The organism is Telluria sp. AZSoR62, from assembly GCF_058111565.1.
Window position 1 is genome coordinate 198,910 of record NZ_JBYTST010000005.1, and the last position, 23,178, is coordinate 222,087.

Below are 23,178 nucleotides of genomic sequence, written 5' to 3' on the forward strand. Positions count from 1 at the left end.
TTCTTGCGATTCAGTCGAAGGCGCATCCCCGGCGGGGTGCGCCTTCGCAGCCCGCAGCGCTGCTGCGCTCAGGGCATGCCTGTCCCGCCCGGCAAGCCATCGCCTTCCGTCTCGATATCCTTCTTGCGCAGCGGCACGTTGCGCGTGGCGGCGCTGATCACGTCCAGCGGCAGCTTCGGCGTGCGGTCTGCATTGAGCAGGCCGTTCGCTTCCTGGAAGGTATCGGTGAACTGCGTGTAGCAGAAGCCGCTGAACATGAAGGTTTCGTTCACCACCTGCAGCAGCCTGCGGTAGAGCGACGAATAGCTCTCGGCGGTATGCGCGCGCGAATAGCCCCAGGTCGTCTTGTCCGCATCCGGATCCTGCTTCGGATCGTAGGCGATGCCGCCGAACTCGGTGAGCACGATCGGCTGGCCGCGGTGCGGGAAGCCGTCCAGCGTCAGGATACGGCCGCCGGGACGCCGCTGGTCGAACAGGGTACGCACCGGATCGGTGACCGCATAGCGCGCCTGCACCTTTTCCGGATCGCAGTCGTAGTCGTGGATGCCGAGGATGTCGGTGGCCGACGCTTCCCAGCCGTCATTGCCGATCACCGGCCGCGTCGAATCGAGCGTGCGCGTCAGGTGGTACAGCGCCTCGACGGCATTGCGATGCGCCTGGGTCAGGGTCAGGTTCGGCACGCCCCAGGACTCGTTGAAGGCCACCCACACGATGATGCAGGGGTGGCTGTAGTCGCGCTGGATCGCCTCGGTCCATTCGCGCACCATGCGCGTGATGGCCCGCGAGCTGAAGCGGTAGGCCGACGGCATTTCTTCCCATACCAGCAGGCCCAGCCTGTCGGCCCAGTACAGGAAGCGCGGGTCCTCGATCTTCTGGTGCTTGCGCACGCCGTTGAAGCCCATCAGCTTGACCAGTTCCACGTCGCGCTTGAGGTGCGCGTCCGAGGGGGCCGTCATGAAGGATTCGGGCCAGTAGCCCTGGTCGAGCACCAGGCGCAGCTGGTAAGGCCTCCCATTGAGCATGAAGCGGTCGCGGTTGATCGAGACCGAGCGCAGCGCCGTGTACGAGCGGATGCGGTCCAGGATCTGGTCGCCGCAGCGCAGCGTGACCTCGGCGTCGAGCAGCGTCGGGCGCTCCGGACTCCACAGGATTTCGTTGCGGGAATCGTCGATGCCGGGATCGGACAGTGCGATCTTGCGGTTGGCTTCGCCGCCCAGCAGCTTGTAGTAATCGTCTGCCAGCAATTGCTCGCCGTGCCAGATCTTGACCTCGACGAACAGGTCTTGGTGGGTATGGCCGGCGGCAAACACTTCGCAGCCGATTTCATAGGTTTCGAAGATCGGGGTCCAGCGCAGCGAGGCGATATAGGTGTCTTCCACCTGCTCGACCCAGACCGTCTGCCAGATGCCGGTGGTACGCGGATACCAGATCGAGTGCGGCTCGAGCAGCCAGTCCTGCTTGCCGCGCGGCTTGGCCAGGTCGGCCGGGTCGTCTTCGACGAAGATGGTCACGACCTGCCTGCCGTTGTCGTTCATGGCGCCGGTGATGTCGGCCTGGAAGGGCGTGTGGCCGCCCTCGTGCTCGACCACCAGGCGGCCGTTGACCCAGACGCGGGCGCTGTAGTCGACCGCGCCGAAATGCAGGATGGTCCGCTTGTCGTTCGGGGCGAGGTCGAACTCGCGCTCGTACCAGACCGCGCGGTGGAAGCCCGTGTCCTGGATGCCGCTCAGTTCCGTTTCGACCGCGAAGGGGACATTGATCTCATGGGTCCACTCGGGTGCGTTGTCCGGCAGCCGGTAGGCCAGCTCGTCGTCGAAGCAGAAGCGCCATTGTCCGTTGAGGTTGATCCAGTTGTCGCGCACCAGCTGGGGACGGGGGTATTCAAACTGACTCATTGTTGTCCTTTCTGTTCAGTCGGGACCGGAACCAGGATCCGGCCCTCTCGTCCATGTTTGTTGTAGGCCGCCAGCGCGGCGGCGGCCGCTTGTTGCGCCTGCCCTGCGCGGCACAATGCCACGCAGGCGCCGCCGAATCCGGCGCCGGTCAGGCGCGCCCCGAGCACGCCGCTCTGCGCGCGCAAAGCCTCGCACAGATCGTCCAGCTCGGGGATCGAGACTTCGTAATCGTCGCGCAGGCTGAAGTGCGAGGCGTTCATCAGTTCGCCGAAGCGCTCTGCGCTCACGCCGCGCGCCGCTTCGAGCACCCGCAGGTTTTCCTGCACCACGTGGCGGGCGCGCTCGCGCATCGGCGACGGCAGGTCCTCCACGGTCGCAGGGTCGGTCACGTCGCGCAGCGCCTGCACGCCCAGCTTACGCGAAGCTTCCTCGCACTCGGCGCGCCGTTCGTTGTACTTGCTGGCGGCGAGCTTGCGCGCGATGCCCGAATCGACCACGATCAATTCGGTCCCGGGCGGCATCTTCACCAGGCGGTGTTCGAGCGTGCGTGCATCGATGAACAGCATGCTGGTCTCGTCGGCCAGGCTCGACGCCATCTGGTCCATGATCCCGCAGTTCACGTGCGCATACTCGATCTCGGCGCGCTGGGCGATCTGCGCCAGCTTCACGTCGTCGAGTTCGAAGCCGAGCAGCGCGCGCATGGCGCGCAGGGTCGCCACCTCGAGCGCCGCCGACGAGGACAGTCCCGAGCCTACCGGCAGATTGGTATCGACATAGATGCGCAGCGGCGGCACCTCGATGCCCTCCGCCTGCACCAGCCGGATGCAGCCTTCGATATAGCTGCCGAAGCCCTGCGGCGCATTGCCCTCGTAGGCGAAGGTGACGGTGTTGTCGAAGGTCGGCGAGTAGAAATGGAAATGGTCGTCGCCGCTGCGGCTCATCGCCACCAGCGTGCGCTGCGGGGTTGCGACCGGCAGCATGTAGCCGTCGTTGTAGTCGGTATGTTCGCCCAGCAGGTTGACGCGCCCGGGGGCCGACGCGTTCACTTCCGGCGCGCCGCCGAAGAAGGTGTCGGTATTGAGCATGTTTTACGCCTCCAGCCAAAGGGGCCGCTTGCGGCCATGTACGTCCGCCGCCGGCCAGCCGGGGTCGAACGTGAGATTCTCGAGCCCTTCCGGGCCGAGCAGGAAAGTGTCTTCGATCTTGACGCCCGCGAAGCTCGGGTTGAATGCAAAGGCCATGCCTTGTTCGAGCAAGGTGGCGGTGCTCGGGCTGGCCACGATCTCGCGCGCCCGGTAGCCGGTGATGCCGCCCTGGTGGTGCTCGCGGATCGCCGCCTCGCGGTCGGCGTGCTTGTAGGCCGCGTCGAGCGCGTGATACACGGACGACAGCGACATCCCCGGCCTGACTGCCGCCAGGCCGGTGGCCTCGACTTCCATCAGCGCGCGCTGCTCGTCCTCGGGCGCTGCGCCGAAGGTAACGAAACGCGTCAGGTTGGCATACAGGCCGTGGCGGCGCGCGCAGAACACCAGCATCGCATGCTGGCCGATCGAGTCGTGCGACGGCACCGGATGGCGCCAGGCCGGCAGGCGCCGCTCGCCGGCCACCAGCACCAGCGCCGGGTGGATGCCGCGCCGCCAGAGTGCATGCGCACCGGCGCCGGCCAGCTGGAATTCGGTCCAGTCGGGGCGCGCCTGGCGCAGCGTCTCGCTCATCGCTTCGGCCGCTTCGCGTCCGAGCAGGCGGTAGCGTTCGCGCTCGCCCGCGTCCAGCACCAGGCGCCGCTGGCGCAGCGCGTTCGGCAGCGGCTGCTCGTTCGATGCCGTACCGGCCTCCGGGCGGTCCGACAGGATCGCCCGGCCCGCCGCCGCGTTGAGCACATAGCGCTCGCGCAGCTCGGGCTCGGTCCAGGGCTCGGCGTGGAAGGTAAAGCCATCGGGGACTTCCTCGGCGCGCAGGCGCTCGGCCTCGATGGCATCGGTCAGGATGCAGGCTTCGTCATGCGTGACCAGAACTTCGGCCACGCCATGGTCGGTCGTGTGCAGCACGGCGCTGGAGCCGCCCGCGGTGATCCAGGCGAACCAGTCGACGCCGCGCAGGCGCAGCGCACCGGCATCGGCCGCCGCCAGGTGCGAGCGCAGCAGCGCCAGCTTGTCCGCGACCTCGGCCGCGCGCGATGGACTTGAAGTCATCCGTGCTCCTCCACCAGTTCGTCCAGGCTCACTTCCACCTGCTGCAGTTCGTAGGCGGTGGTCTCGGGCAGCACGTCCATCGCGAACATGCCCGCCGCCAGCTCGGTGCCGGCCAGGTATTTCAGGCGATCCTTGGTGCGGTACGGCGGATAGAACTGGGCATGCAGCTGGGTCTCGGGATGGGCGCCGCCGTCGGTGGGCGCCTGGTACCAGGCCATCAGGTAGGGGAAAGGCCGGTTCCACAGCGTCTCGAACTTGAGCAGCACGGTCTTGAGCGCACGCGCCAGGCCGGCGCGCTGCGCCGGCGTGAGCGCGGCGAAATCCTTGCACGGCGCGGTCGGCATCACCCACACCTCGTAGGGGTAGCGCGCGCAGGCCGGCACGAAGGCGATCGCATGCTCGTCCTGGTAGAGCACGCGCTTGCCGTCGGCTGCTTCCTCGCGCGCCATGTTGCACAGCAGGCTGCTGCCGTGCTGGAGAAAATATTCGCGCTCCTGGGCCAGCATGCGCGCCGGCACCGCCGGCACAAAGGGATAGGCATATACCTGGCCGTGCGGATGGTGCAGGGTCACGCCGACCTCGGCGCCGCGGTTCTCGAAAGGCAGCACGTAATGGATGTGCGGCTGGGTGCCGATGCGCCGGGTACGGTCGCCCCAGACCGCCAGCAGCAGCTCGATGCGCGACAGCGGCAGCGCGGCCAGCGCCGCATCGGCCTGCTGGGTGAACACCACCACTTCGCAATGGCCGTTCGCAGGCGCGCTCGGCACCGTTACCGTGGGCGGGTCATGCGACTCCAGCGCCAGCGAAGGGAAGCGGTTGTCGAACACGGCGATCTCGTAGTCGCCGGCCGGCATCTCGGTCGGATGCGCCGGGTCCTTCATGGGCGCCAGCGGGTTGTACTGGGGCGGCGGCTGGTAGGTGCGGTTCTGGCGGAAGGCGGCGTAGGTCACCCACTCGCCGCGCAGCGGATGCCAGCGCAGGTGCGGGTTGGCATGCTGGGGTTCGGCAAACGGGCTGGGTGCGGTAATACCGTCCGGAATCGGCTGGTTGCTGTAGAGCGTAATGTTGCGTCCGTCCGGCTTCTTGAGATCTTTGCTGTGCATGGCATCCAAAAATGTCGGCAATCGGCGCGAGCGAGCACCAGCCATAGCCGGTTCGCCCACGTTGTAAAACCGATCCTAACATGGTGAATTCGCCACATTTTCCTGAAGGTATTGACGCATTTTCCGCGCGTCAACGACACCAGGGTGCAGCCCCGCAGCGCCCTGCGCAAGCCGCCCTTTGCCTCCTAGGGAAAGGGCATATTCGGCCTTCGGGAACAGACCCTCATGTCAGCCCAGTCCTACAACAGGACCAGAATTTTTGCTAGGTTTTGGCGAGCAATACGCCTACGAACCGGGAGTGGGAATGGCAGAGTGAAAACAGCCATATCGGGTAGGTGCCCGCGCAGCTTCGTGCCCGGGATGCGCCGCAGCATCCGGGCGACGAACGAAAAAATGCCGCCCGGCTTGCGCGGGGCGGCTTTGCCGCGGATGCGGCCTGTTCATGTCGAGCGGGTAATCAGGCGGCCTTGCGGCGGCGCTTGAGGCCCAGGCCCATCAGGCCCAGGCCAATCAGCGCCAGCGATGCCGGTTCCGGCACGTCGACGCGCACGTTGTCGAGCAGGCCGTCGTTGCTGATCGAATTGTTGGTACTGACGTCGGCAAAGCGTACGATGCTCGAGGCGCCGGTCGCGACGAAATTGAAGCGGTACGTGTTGAGCAGGCCGGCCACGTTGTTGTCGGTCACGAAGCCGCTGACCAGCGACTTGTTGGTGCCGGTCTCGAACACACCGTAGTTCATGCTCTGCGCCCATGGGCTGGTCGAACCGTAGTCGAAGCTCAAGGTGTAGGCCTGGCCGGCCACGGTAGCGAAGGTCTGCCACAGCATGCCGTTCGCGTAACGGTCGCCGCCGTTGAAGGCCACGGCATAGGTGCCGTTCTGGGCCACGCTGCCACCGCCCCAATAGAAGCCGCTCTGGGTCTGGGTGGCGAAGGCGGCGTTGCCCGAGATGCCCCAGTTGGCGCTGCCGCTTTCGAAGTTGCCGTTCTTGAGGACGTTGGCGTTGGCCGAACCGGCGACGGCGGCGAGGGCGAACAGGGCGGTGGCGAGCGTGAGTTTCATGGGGCAATCCTGGTAGGTTGGTGTTAGCCCTTACTGAGCAATTGTCATGCCAGCAGGAAAAACTGCCGCCGAATCAAGCGCTTATGATTTCTCATCAGTAAATTATAGTGCCTGATGTAAAGATTTCCGACAGTAATTATTTATTGCGATTGAACAATTTGCTAATGTGCTGGACGTAAAAAATGCCGCCGGACTCACGCCAGGCGGCATCGATCCGTTGCGCGCGCCCTATTTCGCCAGCTCCACCAGCACCGCCGTGTACATTTGCAAGTTCAGCAGCAACTGCTTCTCGGTGATGAACTCGTGCTCCGAGTGGCCCGTATACACCTTGCCCGGCATGCCCGGGCCAAAGCTCACCGCGCCCGGGAACAGGCGCGAGTTGGTGCCGCCGCCGATCGCCACCGGCTTCGGGTCTTTCATGCCGGTGAAGTAAGAGAACACGCCCATCAGCGTCGGCAGGTGCGGTGCGCTCCTCTGGATCCACGGCTCGTTGATGCGGACCAGGACGTTCGCCAGCGGCAGCTGGCGGCTCTGCCACTGTGCCAGCGCGGCGTTGACTTCCGCCGTCAGCTGCTCGGTACTCTTGCCCTGCGGGCGGCGCAGGTTGATCGACACCTCGATGCCGTCCTCGCGCTGGCGCAGCACGGTCGGGGCAAAGGTCATCGGTCCCATGAAGCCGTCGCGGTAGGCGATGTTGCCGAACTTCTCGCCATGGATGCCGGTGCCGACCATCTCGTTGAGGAAGTTCACCACCCCGCCCGCGGTCGTGTTGGCCCAGGGACGCACGGCCAGCGCATCGGCCAGCATGCTCACCGCGTTGATGCCGTCTTCCGGCTTGGACGAGTGGGCCGAGACGCCCTTGGCCTTCACGGCCAGGTTCGTGCCTTCCCAGCTGAAGCTGTACTGCATGCCTTCCTGCTTCGCGCCGCGCGCGCGCACCTGCTTTTCGATCTCGGGCGTCGCGTTGGCGATGACGGCGCTCGCATCTTCCGGAATCTGGCTGCCGAAGAAGCCGCCGGCAAACTGCGCCAGGTGCGGCTCGCCCTCGGCCGGGATGGCCGCGCCCTGCTTCGGGATCGTCACCGCCACCGTGCCCGACCCTTTCTCGGCCGTCACCGCCGGGTATTCGGCGTCCAGCGTGATGTTTACCTGCGGCGGCTGGTGGGTCTTGAGGAATTCGGTCAGCGGGCCCCAGTCGGACTCCTCGCCCATGTAGACATACAGCTCGATGCGCTTGGACAGCGGCACGGCGCGGTCGCGGATCGATTTCATCGCATACAGGGCGGTGGCGATCGGGCCCTTGTCGTCTTCGGCGCCGCGCGCCAGCAGCTTGCCCGGCTCGCTGGTGCGGTCCAGCACGAAGGGCGACTTCTTCCACTTGCCGGCGTCGACCGGCTGCACGTCGCCGTGGGTGATCACGCCCACGCGCTCCTCGCCCTTGCCCAGGCCGATGACCACGGTCCAGCCATGGTCGGTGTAGTCCAGGCCCAGGCGCGTCGCTTCCGCCCTCAGGGCTTCCTTGAAGGCGATGTGGACCGGGTTCCTGTCGGACGGGACGGCCTTGTCGGCCACCGTGTTGTAGCTCACCAGCTTGGCCAGGGTATCGAGCAGGTCCCTGCGGTAGGTGGTCACCGCGTACTTGGCGGTCTTGACGGCGGCCTCGCTCGGCGGCCTGGCCGCGGCGCTTGCCGGCGCCAGGCTGGCAGTGGCGAAAGAGGCCAGCAGCAGGCTGGCAAGCAGGGTTTTCTTGATCATGGGCGCCGCCTCGGGTTGTGTAAGCGCGGGTGCTCAGCGCTGGTTGCAAAAGCGCAAGAAGTCTAGCACAGGCGTGTGCGCGCGCGCCGTCGCGATCGGGTATGGTGAAGGCCATCCGATCCCACCATGAGCATGCCCCCATGACCGCAAAAACCGTCCGCCGGGTGCACCCGGCAATGCGCGACGACATCGGCGACCTGGTCACCCAGCGTCCCCTGCCCTCGCACCACCTCGAGCAGATCGATCCCTTCCTGTTCCTGAACCACCACGGCCCGCAGACCTACCCGCCGCACAACCGCGGCCTGCCTTTCGGGCCGCACCCGCACCGCGGCTTCGAGACCGTCACCTTCATCCTGGAAGGCATGCTGGCCCACCGCGACAACGCCGGCCACGAAAGCATCATCCACGCCGGCGGCGTGCAATGGATGACGGCCGGGCGCGGCATCGTGCATGCGGAAGTCTCGCCGCGCGCTTTCCTGGCGACCGGCGGGCCGATCGAGATCCTGCAGCTGTGGGTCAACCTGCCCTCGCGCCTGAAGATGAGCGAGCCGGCCTATACCGGCCTGCAGTGCGAGGATATCCCGGCCCTGCAGCTCGACGGCGGCAAGGTGACGATGAACCTGATTGCGGGGGAGTGGGAAGGAAGGACGGGGCCGGTACAGTCGCTGACCGGCGTGTTCATGAGCACGCTGCAGATGCGCGCCGGAGGCAGCATCCGCTTCACGGACCTGGAACAGCGCAACGTGTTCCTGTACGTGGCGCGCGGCATGGTGCAGGTGGGCGACCATGCGGACCTGGTCAGCCAGATGCACCTGGTCGAGCTGGACGAAGCCGGCGGCGCCCTGGAGATCCGGGCCGAGAGCGATGCCCTGCTGGTGTTCGGCCATGCGGAGCCGATCCGCGAGCCGGTGGTGGCGCACGGCCCGTTCGTCATGACGACCCGCGAGGAGATCGCGCAGGCCGTCCAGGACTACCAGGCCGGGCGCTTCGGATCAGCGCTGGGCTAGGGCCAGCTGGCGGCGGCCGTTGGCGGTGCTGATGCGCACCGTGTCCACCACGCGGCGGCGTTCTTCGAAGGCGAAGCGCACGTCCTTGTTCATCGCCACGAAGCGGCCCTTGCCGATGTGGACGATCTCGACCGGGCCGTCGCCCAGGTCGGCGTACACCGTCTTTTGCCTGCCGGTGATCTTGCCGGTGACTTCCAGCACGCGGCCGTCGTCCAGCTCGTAGCGGCCCATCATGCGATCGAACATGAAGGGCGCCATCTGGGTGGGCGCGGCCTGCGCGCCCACCACGGTGACGCGTTCGGTGCCAGCGCCTTGCGGGGCGGCGCTTGCGCTGAAGGTGATGAAGGTGGCGGCGGCAGCCAGCAGCAGTTTGGTACGCATGATCGGTCTTCCTTTCAAGGGCGATTGAGGTCGGACCGGTGCGGCGACATACTGCTGTGCGCGCGGTCCACGATATCGGGTTTCGCCAGCATTTATATGGGTTTGTCTGGCGATGGGAGAAGTGTAGCGAAGCGCCGCGCGCGCTCAAGCGACATGTGCCGAAACGTCGGAAAGGCGGGACGAACTGCATAAAACCGGGGATAGTCGGGGGGTGCATATATGCGCGCCGGCGACACGTCTGCATTGGGTGCAGATGTCTCGAAAACGGTGTCTGCATGCCGTGCAAAGCGGGTGCGGAACGTGCGGCGCACGGAGGTGCATATGCCGTACATTAAGACTTTATTCCAACGCAGACCAGCCCATGCAACCGACTCCCCTCGCCGCCACCACGCGCGGCTATCCCGGCCTCGAGAACGTCGTCGAGAACGTCCACCTCGGATCGGTGGCCGTCGTCGACGTCCAGGGCCGCCTCCTGTACTCTGCCGGCGATCCGCACTACCCCACCTTCACGCGCTCGGCCCTGAAACCCTTCCAGGCCCTGCCCTTCATGCTGTCGGACGGCCCGGCGCGCTTCGGCTTGAGCCGCGACGAACTGGCGCTGCTGTGCGCCAGCCACTCGGGCGAGGACATGCACCTGCAAGGCGTGCAGTCCATCCTCGGCAAGATCGGACTGGACGCCGGCCACCTCGAATGCGGCTGCGCCACGCCGCTGTTCTACGAGTTCACCGGGCAGCGCGCGCCGGACCAGGAATGGACGCCGCTGCACCACAACTGTTCGGGCAAGCACAGCGGCTTCCTGGCCTGGTGCCGCCTGCACGGGGCGCCCACCGCCGGCTATGTCGAGCGCAGCCACCCGCTGCAGCAGGCGATCCGCGCTACGCTCGCCGACGCGGTCGGCATGCCGGCCGACGCCATGCCGACCGGGATCGACGGCTGCTCGGCGCCGAACTACGCGATGCCCTTGTCGCGCCTGGCGCATTTGTATGCACGCCTCGGCCAGGGCAAGCAAGACCCGCTACTCGGCGGCGCGATGGGCGACCTGTATGACGCGATGACGGCGCGCCCGGACCTGGTCTCGGGCACGGCGCGCACCGATTTGTCCTGGATGACGGCGGGCGGCGGCGACTGGGTCGCCAAGGTGGGCGCCGATGCGGTGCAGACCATCGGCATCCGCTCGGCGGGCCTGGGCATCGCCATCAAGATCGCCGATGGCAACAGCCGCGCCCTGCACCCGGCCGTCTACAGCGTGCTGGAACAACTCGGCCTGCTCGACGATGCGCGCCGTGCGGAGCTCGAGCAGTACCGCCAGCCGCCCATCCGCAACGCCCGCGGCGCGGTCGCGGGCGACATCCGCACCCTGTTCACGCTCAAGGCGGAACGCTGAGCGACGCCGCTCAAGCGGCCAGCCGGCGCAGCATGGCCGCGATGGCCGCGATCACGGTGTCGTCGGACCAGTAGTTGTTGTGGGCCAGCGGGTTCCAGCTGCGCAGCAGCAGGCCGGCCACGCCGCCGCCGGCATTGATGGCGCGGTCTTCCACCAGGGCGCGATAGCCGGCGGACAAGGGCTGCAGCGGCCAGCCCAGGATGTCGTCCGGGTCGTAGAAGTTGATCCACTTGAACAGCGACGTCGGCGGCGCGATCGGGATGATATGCATCTCCTTGTGCGCGGCGACGAAAATCGGGATGTTGCAGCCGGTCGTGACCAGCCCTGCGCAGGTGCCGGCGGCAAGGAAGGTCTTTTCGCTGGCGGTCAGGGCGCGCCCGAGTGCCCCGGTGGCCCAGGCGTCGATGTTGCGCCAGATGCCGGCGCTGACCGGCCGGCCCGCCTGCGCCTTTTGCGCATCGTAGATGTAGCTCGACAGTACCTGGCCGCCCAGCGACTGCGCCACGAACACCACCGGCATCGTGGGCCGGATCGCATGGGCCGACAGCAGGGTCTTGGCGATTTCTCCCTGCGCCAGCTCGTAGACCGAGCCCGGGATCTCCTTGCGGTTCTCCAGCCCGGCCGCGTCGCCGAAGCCGAACAGCACGAACTTGCGCAGGTCGGGATAGCGCACCGCGCTGCCCGTCCGGGTGCGGTCCCAGACGACGAGCTGGTTATCCTGCAGGATCTTCTGGTAATACACGGAGCGCATCACCACCGCGCCCGCGACGGCGCCCAGCTGCCCGCGCAGGCGCTCCATCAGAGCGTCGGCATAGGTCGGCGGGGTTTCCCCCATCCCGTGCACCGCGATCATCGCCACTTCGGCCATGGCAGCCTCCCCGAATGGCCGCATCGTGATCTGCGCGCGGCCCTTGTTTGATATGGCTAGCCTACCAGTTTTCGGGGCTGTGCATGCGCTCGCTCAGCGGCTCGCTTACCATGGGGTTTTCAGAGCGCCACGCCCCCATGCCGGAAGTCCTGTTCAGCCGCTACCGCGACATCATTCGCACCCTCGACCTGGCGCAGGTGGCCACGCCCGCCGGCATTCCCGCGGCATTCCTGCTTGCCCGCGAAGGCCGCTACAGCGCCCATTACATCCCCTTCGAGTCGGTCAATACGGCGGCGCGCGTGGTGGTCGTCGGCATCGCGCCCGGCTTCGTGCAGTGGAAGAACGCCTTGCGCGAGGCGCAGCGGCAGCTGGCGCTGGGCGCCGGCGACGAGGACGTGTTGCGTGCGGCGCGCCTGGCGGGCGCCTTCAGCGGCGCGATCCGGCCCAATTTCGTGGCCCTGCTGGACGCGATCGGGGTGCAGCGCTGGCTGGGCATCGCCGGCTGCGCCACGCTGTTCGGCGAGGACGCGCACCTGGTGCAGGTGAGCGCCGTGCTGCGGCATCCGATTTTTGTCGACGGCAAGAACTACAGCGGCTCGCCCTCGATGGCGCGCCACCCCTTCCTGCGCGAACTGGTGCTGCGCTGGTTTGCGCAGGAAGCCAGGCTGCTGCCGGACGCGTTGTATGTGCCGATGGGAGGCAGTGTGGGCGAGACGCTGGACTGGCTGGCGGCGGAGGGCGTGATCCGAAGCGATCACACTCTGCATGGACTGCCGCATCCGTCGGGGGCGAATGCGGAGCGGGTGGCGTATTTCCTGGGGCGGAAGGAAAAGGCGATGCTGTCCGCGAAGACGAATGGGGCGCAGATCGATGCGGCGCGCGAGGCCCTCTTGAAGCAAATGGACGCACTGTCCGCTGGGCGCTAACCCGTAGGGTGGGCAGGGTAATTCAGGCCGGTGGCCTGAATTACAAATGCCCACGCGTTCAGCCAGCTTATGAATAGCCGCGTCGTCTGCTCACCCGTGATTTGAACGCGTGGGCAGAATCCGCCCCCCTACGAGATGGACAACGCGAACTCCGTGACGCCTTCGACACCACCGCGCACCTGGTCGCCGCGATTGAGCGCCGCCACCCCTGCCGGCGTCCCCGTATAGATGAGGTCTCCCGCCTCGAGCCGAACCAGCCGCGACAAGTGGCTGATCACATCCGCAATCGGCCAGATCATCTCGTCCAGCTTGCCCTCCTGACGCAGCGCCCCGTTCACCTCGAGCCAGATCCGCGCATCCTGCGGGTGCCCCAGCTGTGCCGCCGGAATGAGCGGGCTGCAAGGCGCCGACGCATCGAAGCCCTTGGCCATGTCCCACGGCCGCCCGGCATCCTTGGCCACGGCCTGCAAGTCGCGCCGCGTCAGGTCCAGCCCCACGCCATAGCCCCACACCAGCGCCATCGCGTCCTCGGACGCGATATCGACGCCGCCCGCGCCCAGCGCCACCACCAGCTCCACCTCATGGTGCAGGTCTTGCGTGGCCGGCGGATACGGCACCGCGCCGCTGGCGGGCACCACCGCGTCGGCAGGCTTGGTGAAGAAGAAAGGCGGCTCGCGGCTTGGGTCGCTGCCCATTTCGCGCGCGTGGGCGCCGTAGTTGCGGCCGACGCAGAACACGCGGCGGATCGGGAAACGGGCCTCCTGGCCCGCCACGGCCAGCGAAGGCAGGGCGGGTGCGGGAATGACGTGATTGTGCATGCTGATCCTTTCATGGACGGGACAGGTCCATGATAACCGCGCAGCGCGAGCCCTGTCAGGCAGCGCCGGCAGGCGCCTCGAGACGCGCCGCGGCGGCGCCGACCGATTCGAGGACCCGCACCAGCGCCGTCATGTCGACCGGCTTGACCAGGTGGTGGGCGAAGCCGGCGGCGATCGCCCGCTCGCGGTCCTTGGCCTGGCCGTAGCCGGTGATCGCCACCAGCACGGTGCCGCTCGTTTCCGGCATCGCGCGCAGCTGCTGGGCCAGCTGGTAGCCATCGACGTCGGGCAGGCCGATATCGACCAGCATGGCGTCCGGGCGCTCGGCGCGGGCCCGGCGCAGGCCGGAGCGCGCGTCGTACTCGACCGCCGTGTGATAGCCCTGCACCGTCAGGAGCGTGGCCAGGCTGTCGGCGGCGTCGGCATTGTCGTCCACCAGCACCAGGCGCAACGGCCGTGCCAGCGGCGCCTCCGGACAGGCTCGCTGCGGCGCGGTAGCCGGGCTGCCTGCATCCGGCGCCGCATCGACACAGGGCAGCGCCAGCGTGAAGCGGCTGCCCTGCCCCACGCCCTCGCTATGGGCGCCCACTTCGCCTTCGTGCAGCTCGACCAGGCGCTTGACCAGGGTCAGGCCCAGTCCCAGCCCGCCCTGCGAGCGCGCCAGCGTGCGCGCGCCCTGCGTGAACAGGTCGAACACGTTCGGCACCAGTTCGGCCGGCATGCCGGAACCATTGTCGCTGACGGTGAGCAGCATGCGGCCGTCCAGCGCTTCCAGCCTCAGCGCGATGCGCCCCGCTTTTTGCGTGTACTTGGCGGCGTTGTTCAGGATGTTGGCCACGCTCTGCACCAGGCGGGTCTGGTCGCCGCGCACATGCACCGGCGTCGACGGCAGCGCCACCTCGACCTGGTGGCCCTTTTCAAGAATCAGGGGACGGGCCTGGTCGAGCGCGCCGGAGACGATGTCGCGGAAGTCCACCACGCCCAGCTTGAGCTTGACCAGCCCGCGCGTGACGCGCGAGACGTCCAGCAGGTCGTCGATCAGGCGGCTCATGTGGCGCACCTGGCGGCTGATGATGGTGCTGGTCTGGCAGATGCGCGGCTCGTCCTTGAACTGCATCGACAGCAGGCTGGCCGAGCTGCTGATCGGCGCCAGCGGGTTGCGCAGCTCGTGCGCCAGCATGGCCAGGAATTCGTCCTTGGTGTGGGACAGGCGCTCGGCCTGCACGCGCGCCGCGCGCTCGCTCTGCAGCAGCGCGTCGCGCTCGAGCGCCGACTTCTGCGCCACCTCGTACAGGCGCGCATTGTCCATCGCGATCGCCGCCTGGGCCGCCACGCCGGCGATGATGCGTTCGGTGCGCTCGGTGAACACGCCCGGTTCCGGATGGCCGAACACCAGGCCGCCCAGCACCATGCCGGAGCGCGACACCACCGGCACCGCCAGGTAGCTGCGCACCGCCAGGCGCCCCATCGGCATGCCGCCGTCCGCCAGCGCCGCGTAGCGCGGATCGCGCGCGATGTCGCTGCTGCGCACTGGTCTTTCGCAGTCGAAGCCGGGATGGAAGATGCCGTCCGGGCCCGGCCAGCCGGGCTGCTCGAATTCCTCGCGCGAGGCGCCCGAGAGCGTGTACAGGTGCAGGCGCTCGCCATGCTCGTCCTGCGCGTGATAGAAGAAGCCGCCAAAGCGGGCGCCCGCCAGCTCGGTGCCGGCATCGGTGATCGCCTGCAGCAGGGTCTCGAGGTCGAGTGTCGACACCAGCGCCTGGCCGGTACGGTTGAGCATCTCGAGCACGCGCTTTTCGTCGCGCAGCGATTCTTCCACGCGCGCGCGGCGCACCACTTCGCGGGTGTGGCGCGCCACGTCCTCGGCGAGCGCGACCTCCTGGTCGGTCCAGCGGCGCGCCTTCTGTTCATGCAGGTAGAAGATCGCGGCCAGGTGTCCTTCCTCGATCAGGGGCACGATCACCATCGAGCGCGCGCCGATGCTGGCATAGCCTTCGGCATAAGGCGCGGCGCGTTCGTCGAGCGCGATGTCGTCCAGGCGCAGGGTGCGGCCCTTGCGCAGCTGCGAGATGATCGCCGGTCCGAAACTCTCCAACGGGCGCGACTGTCCGGCCAGGCTGGCGATGCTGCCGTCGGTCCAGTCGCGGTCGACGCTGACGGTGCCGGCGGCGATGTCGATCTCGCCGTAGCCAACCCGCCCCACGCCGAGGAATTCGCCTGCCAGGCTGCTGGCCGCTTCCATGATGGCTGCGGTATCCACCAGCGGACGCAGGGTCTCGCCCAGTTTCAGCTGGAAGTCGTGGCGCTGCTCGGCCAGCACGCGCGAGGTGGTGTCGGACAGCACGAAGTACACGCCGATCACATTGCCGTCGTGGCGCACGGGCGTGACCGAGGCCGATACATAGCAGCGCTCGACCTGGCCGTTGCGGACCGGGTACATCAAGGCGTTTTCGAAGTGGACCGGCTGGCCGCCCAGCGCCGCCATCACATAGGGCTGGACCTGGGGCCACAGCTCGGGGCGCACCAGGGGGAAAGGCTGACCCATCGCATTCGGGTGCTTGTTGCCAAGCAATTCGGCATAGGCGTCGTTGTAGAACAGGCGCAGTTCCGGTCCCCATGCAATGAACATGGGAAAATGCGAAGCGACGATCAGGTCGGCGATGGCCTGCATGCCTTCGGGCCAATTGTCCGGCTGGACGGAAGAGAAGACCGGCCAGGGACGCTCGGCGCCCGGAACGGGCAAGGCCACGTCCGCTTCCGGCAAGGAAGAAAGACTGCTTTGGATACTCATCAGGATTCCCGGTTGATGTCCGTACGGCTTCCGGTCGCGGGTAGGGGAAACCCGTCGCCTCATTTTGTTGTCTTGCCGCAAACTTTTGTATTCGGGCGATTATAGCGAGCAAAATTGAAGAGCCGCGCCCGTTACACTTCAGCGCGCTGTCAAGACGGATGGGCCAGCTTGCGATGCAGGCGGCGCTGTGCCAGCCAGACGGCGCCGGCCACCAGCGGCACCAGCGCGCCCAGCGCCAGGTCCGGATCGAGCGGCAGCCCGAGCGCCTTGGCGCCCTTGCCGGCATAGCCCAGCAGGCCCACCAGGTAGTAGGAAATCGCGGCCACCGACAGCCCTTCCACCGCCAGCTGCAGGCGCAGCTGCTGCGCGGCGCGCGCGTTCATCGATTGCAGGATCTGGCGGTTCTGCCGTTCCTGCACGATGCCCACCCGCGTGCGCAGCAGGTCGTTGGTGGCGGCGATGCGCCGGCCCAGCGCCTCCTGGCGCGCGGCGGTGGATTCGCAGGTATTCATGGCCGGCGCCAGGCGGCGGTCCATGAACTCCTCGACCGTGGGCGTGCCTTCGATGCGCTGCTCGCGCAATTCCTCGATGCGGGCGCGCACCAGCCGAAAGTAGGCGCGCGAGGCGGTGAAGCGGTAGCCGTTGTCCAGCGCCAGCTTGTCCATGCGCGCCGCCAGGCGCGTGATGCGCTCGAGCAGGCGCTGCTCGCCGCCCTCCTCCCCGCCCGCGGCATCGAGCGCCACCATGGCGCCGGCCACCTCGGCCAGTTCGGCCTCGATGCCGTCCAGTTCCGCGCCGACCGAGCGCGCCGCGGGAAGCCCGAGCAGCGCCATCATGCGGTAGGTCTCGATCTCCAGCACGCGCTGCACCAGGCGCCCGGCCTGCAGGTGGCGCATGCCCATGTCGCGGATGACAAAGCGGCTGAAGCCATCGGCCTGGATGGCGAAGTCGCTCCACAGCTGCGCGCCCTGCATCACCTGCGAGCCGGCCAGCAGGCTGCGCTCGAACACGGCAGGCAGGCCGCCGGCGTCCAGCGCGCCGTCGACCAGCACCACATGCGCGGCCGCCATCAGCCGGCCGGCCAGGCCGTGCAGCCAGGCGGCCGGGATGTGGGCCAGCGAGACGTGGGCAAAGGCGCCGGCAAGCGTGGCGTCCTGCGGCAGGGGCGCGGTAAAGGTGTAGGAAGCGAATTCGGTATGGCATTCCCACTTCAGGCGCAGGTGGCCGAAGTCATGGAAGAAGTGGCTGGCGCCGTCGACCGGCGCCGGCACGCCGAAGTGGGCGCACAGGCTCCCCAGGAGCGCGTGCTGGTCGCCGCGCCAGACGGCGAGATGGGTGATCGCTTCCGGGCCGCTGAGCCGCAGGAAGGGGCGCGAATGCAGTTCGGCGGCCAGCGGCACGCGCAGCGGGTGGCTCAGTGCGACGAGGTCGTGCTTCATGCGGGCCTCCGCCCTGAGGCCCGCCCTGTCAGTAGATCTCGGCCGCAGCCAGCCGCACCTGCTTGAGCAGCAGGTCCGCACCGGGCGCCAGCAGGTGGTCTTGCTGGCGGATGATGCCGAAGGCGTCCATCTTGCAGGGCAGTTCGATCGGCAGGATGCGCATCACGTTGAGCGACGCGTAATACTGCGCCACTTCCTGCGGCATCACGTGCAGGGAATCGGTCTGCTGCAAGAGCGCCGTGATGAACAGCAGCGCGGTGGTGTCGACCACGTTGCTCGGGGGCTGCATGCCGGCGCGGCGGAACATCATGTCGAAGCGGTGGCGCAGGATGCTGCCCGGCGGCGGCAGGATCCAGGGACGGTCCGCGATGTCTTCCAGCGCCAGCGATTTCTTGTCCAGCAGCGGATGGCCGGGACGCACCACGGCGCATGCCAGCTCCTCGGTCAGCTCCTCGTACACCAGCCCCGTCGAATCTTCCTTTTCCAGGATGCGGCCGATCATGAAGTCCAGCGTGCCGTGCTGGAGCTTGTCGAGCAGGACGTTGCTGGGCTCGAGGTGCACGCCGATGCGCAACAGCGGCGCCTGTTCCTTGATGCGCGCGATCGCCCGCGGCAGCAGGGCCATCGCCGGCGACATGATCACGCCCACTTCCACCTGGCCCGACAGGCCGGCGCGCAGCGCCAGGATGTCGTCGTGCGCCAGGGCCAGGCTGGTGAGGGCCATGCGCGCGTGGCGGATCATCGTCTCGCCGTAGATGGTCGGCTCCATCCCGCGCGGCAGGCGGTCGAACAGGCGCACGTCCAGCATCTCTTCCAGGTCCTTGATCTGCTTGGACGCCGCCGGCTGGGTCATGTGCAGCTCGTCGGCCGCGCGGTGGATGTTGCGGTAGTCGTCCAGCGCGATGAGCAGCAGGAGCTGGCGCGTCTTGAGGCGCGCCTTCAAAAACCAGTTCGGGTTCGATGTATCCATCAGAAAATAATATCATTTGCGATATCGCTTCGGAAGGAATACTGCTCAGTGGTTATCACTTGCAGCCCGGCGAAGGGTTGGCGGCCGGGCCTTCGGCCGTCTGCGCGACCGGCAGGATCTTCCCGTCCGCGCCATAGCGCAGCTCTTCGACCGCGGCCGAGCGCCGGAACTCGCCGCCCGTCGGCAGCTTGCCGTTGTGGTAGAAGATGTAGGACTTGCCGTTGAACTCCACGATGGCCTGGTGGATGGTCTTGACGTTGCTGTTCTTCTCCATGATCACGCCCCCGAACGACCACGGGCCGGTGGCCGTCGGGCCGGTCATGACCACCGTCTCTTCCGGGAAGTGGCGCGAGTACGAAAGGTAATAGGTGCCCTTGTGCTTGTGCAGGTAGGCCGCTTCGGTAAAGGCTTCCAGGCCGACGGTGTGGATCGGGCCGTCGATCTCCATCATGTTGGACTTGAGCTTTGCGTACTTCATGACCGTGTTGCCCCAGTAGAGGTAGGCCTGGCCGTCGTCGTCGACGAAGACCGCCGGGTCGATGTCGTCCCACCCGATCATGGTTTCGCGGGTCATGTCGTTGGTGATGATGGCGCTGCCGCGCACATCGACGAAGGGGCCGGTCGGACTGCTTGACACCGCCACGCCGATGGCCTTGCCCGGCTTGGTCTTGTGCTCCACCGTCGAGTAGAAGTAGTACTTGCCATTGCGCTTGACGATGTCGGAGGCCCACGCGGAATCCTTGGCCCACTTGAAGGTGCCGACGTTCAGCGGGGAGCCGTGATCCGTCCACTTCTTCATGTCGCAGCTGGAGTAGACGCGCCACTCGTTCATCACGTAGTCCTTGCCGCCTTCGGGGGCGTCGTCCTTGCCGACATAGAGGTAGACGCGGCCCTTGTCCACCAGCGCGGCCGGGTCGGCGGTGAAGATGTCGGTAACGATCGGGTTGGCGGCCTGGGCGAATGCCGAGGCGACGAGTCCGAAGGCGAATACGCAGCGCTTGATCATGAGGTCTCCTAATATATCTATTTGTATTTATAAGCTTTACTTCTGGCGCGCGCCCATCAGGCGCTGCACCACGCAGAACACGAACAGCAGCGCCCCGATGACGATCTTGGTCCACCACGAGCTGAGGGTGCCGTCGAAGGCGATCAGGGTCTGGATGGTGCCCAGCACCAGCACCCCCGACAGCGCGCCCAGCACATAGCCGTAGCCGCCCGTGAGCAGCGTGCCGCCGATGACCACCGCCGCGATCGCATCGAGCTCGGTGCCCTGGGCATGCAGGCCGTAGCCCGACAGCATGTAGAACGAGAACAGCAGGCCGGCCAGCGCCGCGCAAAAGCCGCTGAAGGCATACACCAGGATCTTGGTGCGGCCCACGGCCAGGCCCATCATCGCCGCCGACTGCTCGTTGCCGCCCACGGCATACACCGCGCGCCCGAAGGACGAGTAGTGCGCCATCCATACGGCGAGCGCCAGCATCAGGAGCGCAATCAGGGCGCCGGGCGAGAGGAAGCCGCCAAGGAAAGGCAACTGGGTCTGCGACATCGCCACGAACAGCGGATTGTCGATGGTGATCGACTCGATGCTGATCAGGTAGCAAAGCCCGCGCGCCAGGAACATGCCGGCCAGGGTCACGATGAAGGGCTGCAGGCGGAAGAAGTGGATGATCGCGCCCATGGCGCCGCCAAAGGCGGCTCCTCCCAGCAGCACGGTCGCGATCACCAATACGGGCGGCCAGTGCGCCACCTGCAGCAGCCAGGCCGCGACCATGGTGGCGAGGGCCAGCACCGCCCCCACCGACAGGTCGATGCCGCCGGACAGGATGACCACGCCCATGCCGACCGCGATCACCAGCAGGAAGGCATTGTCGATCAGGAGGTTGAGCATCACCTGCAGCGACAGGAAGCCGTCGTAGGCCTGGCCGCCGATGACCAGCATCGCCAGCAGCAGGATCACGGTGGCCATCGAGGTGAACCAGGGGGCTGCGCTCAGGTTCTTCATGCTGCCCTCCTCTTCCACAGGCTCTTGAACTGGTCGGACTGCGAGATGCAGACCAGGAAGACCACGACCGACTTGACGACCATGTTGACCTCGGGCGGCACGCCCAGCGAATAGATGGTGGTGGTGAGCGTCTGGATGATGAGCGCACCGATGATGCTGCCGACCAGCGAGAACTTGCCGCCGGCAAGCGAAGTGCCGCCAAGCGTCACGGCCAGGATCGCGTCCAGTTCCAGCATCAGGCCCGCATTGTTGGCATCCGCGCTTTTGACGTTGGAGCTGATCATCAGGCCCGCCATGCCGGCGCAAGCGCTTGAAAACACGTAGACGAAGACCACCAGCGCCGCGGTGCGGATGCCGGCCAGGCGCGCCGCCACCGGGTTGATGCCGACTGCCTGGATGAACAGGCCCAGGGCCGTATGGCGCATCAGGAAGGCGGTGACGGCAAACACTGCCACCACCACGAACAGCGCGAAGGGCAAGCCGAACAGATAGCCGCTGCCGAGGAAGAAGTAAGGCTGGTAGTAGACCGTGACGATCTGGCCGTCGGTCAGCAACTGGGCCAGGCCGCGCCCGGCCACCATCAGGATCAGGGTGGCGACGATGGGCTGCAGGCCCAGGCCCGCGACCAGTGCGCCATTCCACAGGCCGCACAGCAGCGCCGCGCCCAGCGCGGCCAGCATCGCCAGCAGCATCGGCGTCTGCGCGACGTATTCCGGCACGCCGTTATTGATCACCATGGTGCCGCCCACCAGCATCGAGGCGACCGTGCCGGACAACGCGACCACGGCGCCGACCGAGATGTCGATGCCGCGGGTGGCGATGACCAGGGTCATGCCGATCGCCGCCAGCATCAGGGGCGCCGCGCGGTTGACGATGTCGACCAGGCCGCCATACAGGTGGCCATCGCGAATCTCGAGGTGGAAGAAACCGGGGATCAGGGCGAAGTCGATCATCAGCAGTACTGCCAGCGCCGCCAGGGGCCGGAACAGCGGGTGCTGGAAGATCGACGGTGTGTCCGCTTTGACGGGCTGGAGTACCGTGTCCTTGACAGAGGCGTTCATGCGCACTGCTCCCCGGCGATCACGTGCAGCACGGTGCTGTCGTCGAGTTCACCGCGCGCGTGCTCGCCGCAGGCCTTGCGGTCGCGCATGACGACGATGCGGTCGCTCACACGCAGCACTTCTGGCAGTTCGGACGAGATGAAGAGTATCGACATGCCCTTGCGGCACAGGGTGGTGACGTAGTCCATGATTTCCTGCTTGGCGCGCACGTCGATGCCGCGCGTCGGTTCGTCGAGGATCATCAGCTTTGGCTCGGTGGCCAGCCAGCGCGCCAGCAAGACCTTTTGCTGGTTGCCGCCGGAGAGCGAACCGATCGGCGTCTCGATGCTCGCCGTCTTGATTCCCAGCTGTTTCACGTAATAGCTGGCCAGCTCCTGCTGGCGGCGCATCGGAATCGCGCGCAGCAGGCCCTGGCGCGCCTGCAGCGCCAGGATCAGGTTCTCGCGCACCGACAGCGACACGATCGCGCCCTCGTGTTTGCGGTCTTCCGAGCAGAAGCCGATGCCTTCGCCAATCGCATCGCGCGGGGTGGCGAAGCTTTTTTGCTTCCCGTCGATCTCGATGGAGCCGCTGTCGGCCTTGTCCGCGCCGAACAGCAGGCGCGCGGTTTCGGTGCGGCCCGAACCGAGCAGACCGGCCAGTCCCAGCAGCTCGCCCTTGCGGATGGTGAGGTCGATCGGCTGCAGGACGCCCCTGCGCGCCAGGGCCCTGGTACGCAGGAAGGTCTCGCCTTTGGCCTGGCTCGTGGCGCCGGGGCTGCCCGCCTGTTCGGCTGCTTCCGCGGGTGCGCCGATCATCTTGTTGACGAGTGCCAGGCGCGACAGCTCGCTGCACAGGTACTCGCCTTCGCGCTCGCCGTTGCGCATCACGGTGATGCGGTCCGAGATGGCATAGGTCTGGTCGAGGAAATGGGTGACGAACAGGATCGCCATGCCCTGATCACGCAGGGAGCGCAGCACCGAGAACAGCAGCTGGACTTCGTTCTCGTCCAGGCTGGAGGTCGGCTCATCCAGGATGAGCACTTTCGCCGAGATGTTGAGGGCACGGGCGATCGCCACCATCTGCTGGATGGCCAGCGGATAGGTCGACAGCGGCTGGGCGACGTCGATATCGATCTGCAGCCGCGCCAGCAGCTCGGTCGCCTGCCTGCGCATGCCGCGCCAATCGATCATGCCAAGGCGGCGCGGATAGCGTCCGATGAAGATGTTCTCCGCGACTGACAGGTTCGGGCACAGGTTCACTTCCTGGTAGACGGTGCTGATGCCCAGGTTCTGCGCATCCTGGGTGGACGCCGGCGCGATCGCCTTTCCGTCCAGGACCATGCTGCCGCGCTCGGGATGGTAGACGCCGGTGAGCACCTTGATCAGGGTCGACTTGCCGGCACCGTTCTGGCCCATCAGCGTGTGGACTTCGCCGGAATACAGGCGCAAGCCCGCGTCTAGCAGCGCCTTCACGCCCGGGAATTGCTTGTGGATGCCGGTCACTTCCAGGACCGGCACCGCCGTGGTGGAGGCGTGCATGGCCGC

General features: G+C 67.0%; 19 protein-coding genes. 3 read left to right on the plus strand and 16 right to left on the minus strand.

Features of this window, described 5'->3' with window-relative positions:
- Positions 1-68: 68 nt before the first annotated feature.
- The 6 genes from AC3XQU_RS10420 to AC3XQU_RS10445 form a co-directional block, all read right to left on the minus strand.
- Positions 69-1,895, minus strand: a complete 1,827-nt coding sequence (locus AC3XQU_RS10420) for a glycoside hydrolase family 2 protein (RefSeq protein ID WP_489874083.1) — start codon at positions 1,893-1,895, stop codon at positions 69-71.
- Positions 1,892-2,980 carry a galactokinase gene (galK, locus tag AC3XQU_RS10425; protein WP_489874084.1) on the minus strand — a complete coding sequence of 363 codons (1,089 nt, stop codon included), beginning with the start codon at positions 2,978-2,980 and terminating at the stop codon, positions 1,892-1,894. Before galK ends, AC3XQU_RS10420 begins: the two co-directional genes overlap by 4 nt.
- A 3-nt stretch (positions 2,981-2,983) precedes the next feature.
- The gene (locus tag AC3XQU_RS10430) at positions 2,984-4,087 is read right to left on the minus strand and encodes a M24 family metallopeptidase (RefSeq protein ID WP_489874085.1); all 1,104 of its coding nucleotides are present in this window, start codon (positions 4,085-4,087) and stop codon (positions 2,984-2,986) included.
- Positions 4,084-5,190 carry a galactose-1-phosphate uridylyltransferase gene (gene galT / locus AC3XQU_RS10435; RefSeq protein ID WP_489874086.1) on the minus strand — a complete coding sequence of 369 codons (1,107 nt, stop codon included), beginning with the start codon at positions 5,188-5,190 and terminating at the stop codon, positions 4,084-4,086. Before galT ends, AC3XQU_RS10430 begins: the two co-directional genes overlap by 4 nt.
- Before the next feature lie 457 nt (positions 5,191-5,647).
- Entirely contained in the window at positions 5,648-6,250 is a 603-nt protein-coding gene (locus AC3XQU_RS10440) for a PEP-CTERM sorting domain-containing protein (protein WP_489874087.1), read from the minus strand.
- 228 nt (positions 6,251-6,478) lie between these two features.
- Positions 6,479-8,005: a dipeptidase gene (locus AC3XQU_RS10445; RefSeq protein WP_489874088.1), complete on the minus strand. Its 1,527-nt coding sequence runs from the start codon at positions 8,003-8,005 to the stop codon at positions 6,479-6,481.
- 140 nt (positions 8,006-8,145) lie between these two features.
- Here AC3XQU_RS10445 and AC3XQU_RS10450 point away from each other — a divergent pair, with 140 nt between their 5' ends.
- Positions 8,146-9,012: a pirin family protein gene (locus tag AC3XQU_RS10450; protein ID WP_489874089.1), complete on the plus strand. Its 867-nt coding sequence runs from the start codon at positions 8,146-8,148 to the stop codon at positions 9,010-9,012.
- On the opposite strand, the gene AC3XQU_RS10455 is transcribed toward AC3XQU_RS10450, so the two are convergent.
- Positions 8,998-9,393: a hypothetical protein gene (locus AC3XQU_RS10455; RefSeq protein WP_489874090.1), complete on the minus strand. Its 396-nt coding sequence runs from the start codon at positions 9,391-9,393 to the stop codon at positions 8,998-9,000. The two genes, AC3XQU_RS10450 and AC3XQU_RS10455, sit on opposite strands and share 15 nt — an antisense overlap.
- 361 nt (positions 9,394-9,754) lie before the next feature.
- Here AC3XQU_RS10455 and AC3XQU_RS10460 point away from each other — a divergent pair, with 361 nt between their 5' ends.
- Positions 9,755-10,777, plus strand: a complete 1,023-nt coding sequence (locus AC3XQU_RS10460; RefSeq protein WP_489874091.1) for an asparaginase — start codon at positions 9,755-9,757, stop codon at positions 10,775-10,777.
- Between the two features lie 10 nt (positions 10,778-10,787).
- Here AC3XQU_RS10460 and AC3XQU_RS10465 read toward each other — a convergent pair whose 3' ends face one another.
- Positions 10,788-11,669, minus strand: a complete 882-nt coding sequence (locus tag AC3XQU_RS10465) for a hypothetical protein (RefSeq protein WP_489874092.1) — start codon at positions 11,667-11,669, stop codon at positions 10,788-10,790.
- 59 nt (positions 11,670-11,728) lie between these two features.
- Here AC3XQU_RS10465 and AC3XQU_RS10470 point away from each other — a divergent pair, with 59 nt between their 5' ends.
- Positions 11,729-12,571: a hypothetical protein gene (locus AC3XQU_RS10470; RefSeq protein ID WP_489874093.1), complete on the plus strand. Its 843-nt coding sequence runs from the start codon at positions 11,729-11,731 to the stop codon at positions 12,569-12,571.
- Positions 12,572-12,699: 128 nt separating this feature from the next.
- Here the strand turns inward: AC3XQU_RS10470 and AC3XQU_RS10475 are convergent, their stop codons facing one another.
- The 8 genes from AC3XQU_RS10475 to AC3XQU_RS10510 all read right to left on the minus strand — a co-directional run bounded on the left by AC3XQU_RS10475 (position 12,700) and on the right by AC3XQU_RS10510 (position 23,172).
- Positions 12,700-13,389 carry a fumarylacetoacetate hydrolase family protein gene (locus AC3XQU_RS10475; protein ID WP_489874094.1) on the minus strand — a complete coding sequence of 230 codons (690 nt, stop codon included), beginning with the start codon at positions 13,387-13,389 and terminating at the stop codon, positions 12,700-12,702.
- Positions 13,390-13,444: 55 nt separating this feature from the next.
- Positions 13,445-16,180 carry a GAF domain-containing protein gene (locus AC3XQU_RS10480; protein ID WP_489874095.1) on the minus strand — a complete coding sequence of 912 codons (2,736 nt, stop codon included), beginning with the start codon at positions 16,178-16,180 and terminating at the stop codon, positions 13,445-13,447.
- Between the two features lie 149 nt (positions 16,181-16,329).
- Entirely contained in the window at positions 16,330-17,619 is a 1,290-nt protein-coding gene (locus AC3XQU_RS10485) for a DUF3422 family protein (RefSeq protein WP_489874096.1), read from the minus strand.
- Positions 17,620-17,647: 28 nt separating this feature from the next.
- Entirely contained in the window at positions 17,648-18,589 is a 942-nt protein-coding gene (locus tag AC3XQU_RS10490; RefSeq protein ID WP_489874097.1) for a LysR family transcriptional regulator, read from the minus strand.
- Positions 18,590-18,644: 55 nt separating this feature from the next.
- Positions 18,645-19,595 carry a glycoside hydrolase family 43 protein gene (locus tag AC3XQU_RS10495; protein WP_489874098.1) on the minus strand — a complete coding sequence of 317 codons (951 nt, stop codon included), beginning with the start codon at positions 19,593-19,595 and terminating at the stop codon, positions 18,645-18,647.
- A 36-nt stretch (positions 19,596-19,631) separates the two neighbouring features.
- Positions 19,632-20,591 carry a galactofuranose ABC transporter, permease protein YjfF gene (gene yjfF / locus AC3XQU_RS10500; protein WP_489874099.1) on the minus strand — a complete coding sequence of 320 codons (960 nt, stop codon included), beginning with the start codon at positions 20,589-20,591 and terminating at the stop codon, positions 19,632-19,634.
- Positions 20,588-21,652 carry an ABC transporter permease gene (locus AC3XQU_RS10505; protein ID WP_489874100.1) on the minus strand — a complete coding sequence of 355 codons (1,065 nt, stop codon included), beginning with the start codon at positions 21,650-21,652 and terminating at the stop codon, positions 20,588-20,590. Before AC3XQU_RS10505 ends, yjfF begins: the two co-directional genes overlap by 4 nt.
- Complete coding sequence (locus tag AC3XQU_RS10510; protein ID WP_489874101.1) at positions 21,649-23,172, minus strand: sugar ABC transporter ATP-binding protein; 1,524 nt, start codon at positions 23,170-23,172, stop codon at positions 21,649-21,651. The genes AC3XQU_RS10505 and AC3XQU_RS10510 overlap by 4 nt, the downstream gene beginning before the upstream one ends.
- Between the last annotated feature and the right edge of the window lie 6 nt (positions 23,173-23,178).